This window comes from Candidatus Coatesbacteria bacterium (assembly GCA_014728225.1).
Lineage (GTDB): Bacteria > RBG-13-66-14 > RBG-13-66-14 > RBG-13-66-14 > RBG-13-66-14 > WJLX01.
Genome location: WJLX01000159.1, coordinates 19,957 through 27,270, shown reverse-complemented (window position 1 = coordinate 27,270; position 7,314 = coordinate 19,957). Strand labels below are relative to the sequence as shown.

7 protein-coding genes and 1 pseudogene are annotated in these 7,314 nt (G+C 64.3%); 1 reads left to right on the top strand and 7 read right to left on the bottom strand.

Annotation, left to right across the window (positions count from 1 at the left end):
• Positions 1 to 85 precede the first annotated feature (85 nt).
• The gene (locus GF399_11575; protein MBD3400951.1) at positions 86 to 778 is read left to right on the top strand and encodes a hypothetical protein; all 693 of its coding nucleotides are present in this window, start codon (positions 86 to 88) and stop codon (positions 776 to 778) included.
• Between the two features lie 233 nt (positions 779 to 1,011).
• On the opposite strand, the gene GF399_11570 is transcribed toward GF399_11575, so the two are convergent.
• The 7 genes and pseudogenes from GF399_11570 to GF399_11540 all read right to left on the bottom strand — a co-directional run bounded on the left by GF399_11570 (position 1,012) and on the right by GF399_11540 (position 7,074).
• A complete protein-coding gene (locus GF399_11570; protein MBD3400950.1) occupies positions 1,012 to 1,911 on the bottom strand; it encodes an alpha/beta fold hydrolase in 900 nt (299 codons plus the stop codon).
• Positions 1,912 to 2,001: 90 nt separating this feature from the next.
• A pseudogene (locus GF399_11565) lies at positions 2,002 to 2,943 on the bottom strand (zinc-binding dehydrogenase).
• A gap of 310 nt (positions 2,944 to 3,253) precedes the next feature.
• A complete protein-coding gene (locus tag GF399_11560) occupies positions 3,254 to 3,712 on the bottom strand; it encodes a hypothetical protein (GenBank protein MBD3400949.1) in 459 nt (152 codons plus the stop codon).
• A gap of 143 nt (positions 3,713 to 3,855) precedes the next feature.
• A complete protein-coding gene (locus GF399_11555) occupies positions 3,856 to 4,749 on the bottom strand; it encodes an NAD+ synthase (GenBank protein MBD3400948.1) in 894 nt (297 codons plus the stop codon).
• Complete coding sequence (gene rsmA / locus GF399_11550) at positions 4,653 to 5,423, bottom strand: ribosomal RNA small subunit methyltransferase A (protein ID MBD3400947.1); 771 nt, start codon at positions 5,421 to 5,423, stop codon at positions 4,653 to 4,655. The genes GF399_11555 and rsmA overlap by 97 nt, the downstream gene beginning before the upstream one ends.
• Positions 5,423 to 5,920 carry a hypothetical protein gene (locus GF399_11545; GenBank protein ID MBD3400946.1) on the bottom strand — a complete coding sequence of 166 codons (498 nt, stop codon included), beginning with the start codon at positions 5,918 to 5,920 and terminating at the stop codon, positions 5,423 to 5,425. Before GF399_11545 ends, rsmA begins: the two co-directional genes overlap by 1 nt.
• A gap of 59 nt (positions 5,921 to 5,979) precedes the next feature.
• The gene (locus GF399_11540) at positions 5,980 to 7,074 is read right to left on the bottom strand and encodes a redoxin family protein (protein ID MBD3400945.1); all 1,095 of its coding nucleotides are present in this window, start codon (positions 7,072 to 7,074) and stop codon (positions 5,980 to 5,982) included.
• Positions 7,075 to 7,314 lie beyond the last annotated feature (240 nt).

The window sequence follows — 7,314 nt, the reverse complement described above, 5'->3', positions numbered from 1 at the left end:
TTATCAAGACACGGAAGCGCAATTTGGTGTTTTGACGAACGGGCTCGAGTATCGTTTCTATGCGGGAATGGAAAAAGAAAACGTGATGGACAAGACTCCCTTCTTTGATTTTGATATAAGAAGTATCTCTGATGACGTTATTTTATTTATAAAAAATAAACTTACAAAAGAAGGTTTTGATGAAGATGAACTAGAGAAAAAAGCTGTCACACTAAAGTACTCAAGAGCCCTTAAGCACTACTATATCAACCAGATTAACGATCCGACGGATGACTTTGTCAAGTTTTGTGTAAAAGACGGACACGTCTATGAGGGACAAATGAGGTCGAATAAAATTGAAGAGTTCAAGCCACTTGTAAAAAATGCATTAAAAGAATTAGTAAACGATATGATTAACGAAAGGTTAGAATCAGCCAAAATACCTGATACTAACGATGAAGTATTAGACGAAGTTTTGGAAGATGAGGGAGATGATAATGGGATTGAAACGACACCAGACGAGTGGGAGGGTTACCACATTGTAAGGGCTATTGTAGCGTCTGTTATTAGTCCAGAGCGGGTTTTTATTCGAGATGTAAAAAGTTATTGTGGTATTCTTCTAGACGATACTAATCGACAGCCGATTTGTAGACTTCATTTTAATAACCCAAATAATTATAAATTGGGATTGTTCGATAAAGCCAAGCAAGAAAAAATTGATATCTTGTCTGTGAACGATATATATAAATATGCCGATAGATTGAGAAACACAGTTAACATCTACGATTCTGCCGAGTAGACTTGTGTTTAACTGTAGGGAGCACCTTGAGCTCCTCCCGCCGTGGACCCAACTGTCGGTGGAAAACGGACGGGATTTGAAGCCCGCCCCCACAGCGTAAACACCGAGACCGGTGGTGACGCAGGCCACTCGACGATAACCCAGGGCCCGGCGCGGTTGTTGCGCCGGGTTCCCCCAGGCGGGGAACCCGGCATGCAAGAACCGTGACGGGCCCGGTCGATGCGCGGGGCGGGCTAGGCGACGACGACCTCGTCCCACCAAGCGCGGACGGCGGCGACGATCTCCCCGGGGGCGTCCTCCTGGATGAAGTGCCCGGCCCCCTCGAGGATGCACGTGCGGTGGGTACGAAAAAGGAGCTCGAAGCGCTCGCGCTCGCCGGCGCGGAAGGCGATGTCCCGGTCGCCCCAGAGGATCAGCGCCGGTTTTTCCTCCAGCCTGTCCAGGTCGTCCGCGATGCGGCCCAGGAAACTACTGCTGCCGCGGATCTCCCGGGGGAAGATGTTGGTCGGCATCCGTGACGCGCCGCTGGGGAACTGCTTGCGGTAGGCGTTCATCACCCGCCGGGGCAGGCGTTTGCGCTTGATCCCCAGGGGCACGATCAGGTTGACGAAGGCGTTGAAGTTGCGGATGAGGAAGCGGCCGAAGCCGCCGCCCATCATCTTGGAGAAGCGCTCGAAGTGCCTGTCACCGTCGATGGGCCAGCCCCAGGTGTTGCCGACGATCAGGCCCCGGACGCGCTCGGGATGACGCTCGGCGGTCCAGAGGCCGATCGGCCCGCCCCAGTCCTGGATCATCACCGTGTAATCCCGCAGGTCCAGCTCCTCGACGAAGGCTCTGACCACCCCGGCCTGGCTCTCCGGCAGGTAGTCGAAGCCCCCAGCGGCCGTGGAGAGCCCGAAGCCCGGATAATCGAGGGCGACGCAGCGGAAACGGTCGCGCAGACCCTGGATGATCTCGCGGTAGAGGAAGGACCAGGCGGGGTTGCCGTGGAGCAGCAGCAGGGTCGGACCCGCGCCCTCGTCGACGTAATGGATGGTGTGACCCTCGAGCTCCAGGTAGCGGTTCTCGAAGGGGTAGAGGTCGGTGGGCACCCAGTCGGGCGGTCTCCCCTCGTCAATGTGTCCCGGGGTCATTGGCACTCCGTTCGGTTGTTGCTCTCGTTCCGTCACTGAATGCCGGTACGCCGCGGCCGCTGAGGCGTCGCCCCGACGGTGAGTAGCGTATCACAAACCCGGCTTGCCGTTGAGCGGTGGACCGGCCGGGGCGGACCAGGTCGGTTCCGCCACCTCGACGACGTTGCCCCGCTTGTAATCCGTCTCGACGTAACGGTGAGCCGCGACGATCTCCTCCAGAGGGTAACGGCCGTCGATGACCGGGCGCAACACGCCGGCTTCGCTCAGCTCCCTGAGCAGCTCCAGCTCCCCGGTCCGGCCCGCGGGGTTTTTCATAACCGAGAGGAAGACGCCGCCGGGCTTGAGTGCGCGAGCGGCCCGGGAGCGCTTCAGCTTGCCCACGGCGTCGAAGATCACGTCGCAGGTCTCGTCCCGGGCGGTGGAATCCTCGGCGGTATAGTCGATGACCTCGTCGGCGCCCAGCCCGCGCACCAGCTCGAGGTTGCGGGTGCTGCAGACCCCGGTGACGTGGGCGCCCCGGTGCTTGGCCAGCTGGACGGCATAGGTTCCGACGGAGCCCGAGGCGCCGTAGATCAGCACCCGCTGTCCGGCGACGATACCACCCTTGTCGCGCAGGCTCTGCAGGGCCGTCAGTCCAGCCACCGGCAGCGCCGCCGCCGCGACGAAGGACACGTTCTCCGGCTTGCGCACCAGCACATCCTCCCCCGCGGTCGCGTACTCGGCGACGGCCCCGGCACCGTAATCGAAGATATCGCCGAAGACCTCGTCGCCGACGGCGAATTCCTCGACCCCGGCGCCCACCTGGCGCACGACGCCGGCCACATCGGCGCCCGGCCGGATTCGCGGTCGCCACAGCCCGTTGAAGAAACGCACGAAGAAGGGGTCGGACCGCATCAGGCGAACGTCGGCGGCGTTGAGCACCGCCGCGCGAACCTCGATCAACACCTCGCCCGCCCCCGGTTCCGGCGCCGGAAGCTCGACCAACTACAGGACCTCGGGCTATCCGTAGCGTTCATATCTCAGAGCCTGCATCGAACCGAAGCCGTTCTGCGGTTGGTGTCAGCCTGCTCGACTGTAGGGCTATCGCGACCTTGTATCGACTCTCCGGTTATTCTAGCAGCTTCAGCCCCGTTTTCCCACCCGCTCCGGCCGCCAAAAACGACGACAGGCAAGGCCGCCGCCGTTGTTAACTACGCCGGCGCCGGAACTGGCACGGTTTTTGCATCTCGGCGACCGTTACGCGTGATGATAACGGTTCGCCTCCGCAAAAACCGTGCCAGTTCCGGCGCCGGGGGTTTGGTGAGTTGGCGGGGTTTCAGGTCGTCGTTTTTGGCGGCCGGAGCTAATCGTCACGGGCCTTGACGGCTCCCCGGCCGGCAGTCTCGAGACCCCGGCCGGAGTAGGTGACGATATGCTCGGATGGGTCGGCGGCGTGTTCCCGGCTGTGAGTTTCGTCGTTGCAGCCGTTGCTTTCGATCGGCTGTTCGGTGTCCTCGAGGCGGCAGCCGTGGTTGAGCGACGGATCGTCGATCAGGTTGCCGATCCAGGCGGGGTCGAGGGGGATGGTATTCCAGCCGTCGAGCATATCGAGGGCGGTGAGCCGCTCCCCGGTGCCGGGCCTGGTGTTGTAGGTGGGCGTCGGCTTGTCCAAGACGTCGTTGACGAGTTGAACGTGAACCTCGCCCCAGGCCGCCTCGTCGGCATAGAGGCGCAGCTCGGCGCCGGGGTTCGGGGGGAGGCCCTCGAAGCCACGGGAGCCGGCGGCGGCCAGCAGGATCAGGGCTGGGATGAGCAAGCGCATGGTTCCCCGGCGGAGGTGGTTCTGCAGCCATCGCCTGCGGATCATCGGCTGGCGGATTATCTACGATTACAATGCTGGACGGCGGGCCGTCCCTTGGCAAGTGCTTGCCAAATGGCGGGCGGCGCGGGAGTTGAATATGGCGGTCAGCGGTAGCTGGGTGGGTGGGCGGGCAGGTGGCGCTTGAAGGCGGTTCGGGAGACGATTCCCAGCAGGTGGTCGACGGCCGTGGCGGGATGGCCGGCGCTGATCAAGCCGTCGCGATCCAGGCCCCCCTCGGCGTGGTCGTAGAGGATGGGGTCGGCGCTGCGGTAGCTGATACCCAGCTCGCCCTCGTCGGTCTGGCCGGCCCAGAGATCGGCGGTGGGGGTCTTGTCGATGACGACTTGGGGCAGTTCGAGCTCCCGGGCCAGCTCCCAGATCTCGGTCTTGTAGAGCTCGGCCAGGGGATCGAGGCCGCAGGCGTTGTCGCCGTGGAGGGTGGCGTAGCCCAGCAGGATCTCGGTTTTATTGCCCGTACCCAGCACCAGGGCGGGCAGCTTCTCCGAGTAGTCGAAGAGGATGATCATCCGCATCCGGGCTTTGATGTTGCCGCGGCGGATCCGGTCCGACTCCGGTATCTCGTTGAGCAGGGGGGCGCAGTAGGGGGTGATCTCGAGGCGCTCGTGGGGCAGGCCCAGGTGCTCGCAGACCAGGCGGCCGTCGCGCTCGGAGGCGGGGTCACTCGCGGCGTGGGGCAGCAGCAGGCCGTGAACGTTTTCCGCTCCCAGGGCCCGGGCGGCCAGGGCGGCGCTGAGAGCGGAATCGACGCCGCCGGAGACGCCGATGACGACGCGGGAGAAGCCGGCTTGGCGGACGTAGTTTCCGGTCCAGTCTGCCAGGCGTGCGGCCAGGGCGGAGTAGTCGCGGCGGAAGCGTTCATCGAGCTGCACGGCTCGGCTCCTTAGAGTTGTCTGTCGAGACGGGCGAAGTCGGCGAGGTCGAGTTCCTGGGCCCGGCGGCGGCGCTCGATCCCGGCGGCGGCGAGGGCTTCCAGCCAGTCCTCGCGCTCGAGGCCCAGTTCACCGACGGCGGCGTTGCCGAGTTGCTTGCGCCGGCGGGCGAAGCAGGCCCGCACCAGGCGGAAGAAGCGCGCCGGCTCGGCGACCTGCACGGGCGGCTCTGTGCGGCGGACGAATTCGACGACGGCGGAATCGACCCGTGGCGCCGGCCGGAACTTCTGCCGGGAAACTCCGAGGGCGATCCGTGCCCGCCAGTGGTAGGCGATGTAGACGGAGAGGGAGCCGTAGTCGCTCTGGCCGGCCTTGGCGGTCAGCCGTTGGGCGAACTCGCGTTGGAACATCAATACGGCCCGGCGGTAGCGCGGCTCGGCCGTGGCCCGCTGGGCGATCTTGGCGGAGACGGCGTAGGGGATGTTGCCGATGAGGACGAGTTCATCGCCCATCTCCGGCGGCGGGGTGAAGCGGAGGAAGTCCATCCCGGCCAGGCTGAAGTCGGGGCGTTGGCCGAAGCGGGCCTCGAGGCGCTCGGCCAGCCAGGCGTCGAGTTCGACGCCGAGGTATTCGGCGGCCCGCTCCAGCAGGTGGCCGGTCAGTGCGCCGTGGCCGGGACCGACCTCGATCACCGGGGCGCCTTCGGGGACCAGGGCGGCGATGCGGCGGGCGACGCCTTCGCTGACGAGGAAGTGCTGTCCCAGCTTGGGGCGCCGGGGCATCAGAGGGCGCGGCAGACGCGGGCGTTGTAGCGTTCCAGCACCAGGGCGTTGATCAGGCCCATGGCGAGGAGGACGCTGAGGGCGACGAGCAGGCGCAGGGAGAACCCGCCGACCAGGGCGACGACCATCCCGGCGAGGGGGTAGAGGAAGACACCGGCCAGGGCGATGAACAGCATGATCCGCTTGCCGCCCTCGTAGGGTCGGGGGTCGCGAAACAGCCAATCGGCCAGCCGGCTCCAGTTGCAGTAGACGCCGTCGGAATAGCCGACCAGGACCCAGCGCAGCAGCCAGGGCAGACCGAGAATGACCACTGCGCCGTAGACCCAGGCGGCCAGGGGGTTCTCCGCCGGTGTGGCCCGCAGGTGGAGCAGGCCGAAGTAGCCGCAGAAGACGGCGACCAGCAGACTCAGGCCCCGCCAGAGCGCTGGTTTGACCGTCGCCGTCGGCAGGGAGACGGCCTCTTTGCGGCGTTTTTTCTTGTCGGTCTTGTCACTCACCTTTCACTCCTCAGAGCGTACATTCCAGCGGTGATTATAACACCGTCCCCCCCGGCGGGTCACTCTCCCGCTGTGGTGCAGGCGCCGAAGGTGTAGGCGTAGAGGGCGAAATCCGCCGAATCGGCGTACAAGCTGAGGATATGGTCGCCGTACTGTGGGCTGTCGAGGATGCGGTACATCCGCCCGGCGTCGATTAGCAGGTAGCTGTGGCCGTCGTCATCCCAGTGAACGTCGGCACCGGCGGCTTCCGGCTTCAGGGGCGCGCCGTCCAGCTCGACACGCACATCGTAGGTCCGGCCCTTGGCCCGGTGCAGTACGGCGTTGACCTCGGTGGCGCGGAAGCGGATGTCGATGCGGTCACCGGGCGGCTCCGTTGCGGCCAGATGGCGCAGGCGTTCGTTCTCGACCCGCCACTCGCCGAACAGGTGGGCCTTGTGCAGATCGTAGACCGCGGCGGTGTCGTAGTCGGTCTCCTGGTCGGGGTAGACGCGGTGGGCGAAGCGTCCGCGCAGGTATCCGGCGTAGAGCTCCGGTGTCATCGGGTGGCAGACGGCGCCGGGCTTGTCCTTGTCGTTGACTGGTTCCATGATCGGCGGCGGGGCGAAGTCGGGATCGACCTCGGCCAGCAACCGCTGGATGACTTCCTCGGTGTGGCCGTAGCCGCCCTCGCCGATGTGGTCGTGGGCGATGTAGCCCGCCGGATCGATGATCAGCTTGCGCGGCCACCAGCGGTTGGCGTAGCGGCTCCAGAGCTCGAAGTCGTTGTCGAGATAGACCGGGTAGTCGATGCCCAGCTCGGCGGCGGCGGCGGCGACGTTCTCCCGCTCGTAGCCGAACTCGAACTCCGGGGCGTGGACGCCGATGATCACCAGGCCGGCCTCGGCGTAGCGCTCGTGCCACTCCCTGATGTAGGGCAGGGTGCGCAGGCAGTTGACGCAGGTGTACTCCCAGAAGTCGATCAGCACCACCCTGCCACGCAGCTCCTCCATCGTCAGGGGTTCGGAGTTGATCCAGCGCTCGGGGCCGTCGTCGGGGATCTCCGGGGCGCGGGTGCGGGCCATGGTTTCTCCTTCGCTGTCTTCGGCGGCGCCGCAGGCGGCCGTCAGCGGTAGCACGGCCAACAGGACGGCCGACAGCAGTACGTTGGTTCTCATCTCGTTCTCCGGTGGTTATTTCTCGATAAATACGGTAGAGATTTGCCGGGTGTTCCATTTATGCGAGGGTGGTGATGGTCGCTCGTCGCGGTGGTGTGGAAATCGCCTCGGTAGGGGTTTCTATCCCGCCCGCCGGGCCGTCACGGTTTTTGCATACCGCAGACCTCCCATTGGCGGGAGGTCTGCGGGCAAAAACACCCGCCGGCCCTATGTTATCGGCGGTTGGGTGCGGATCGGTGT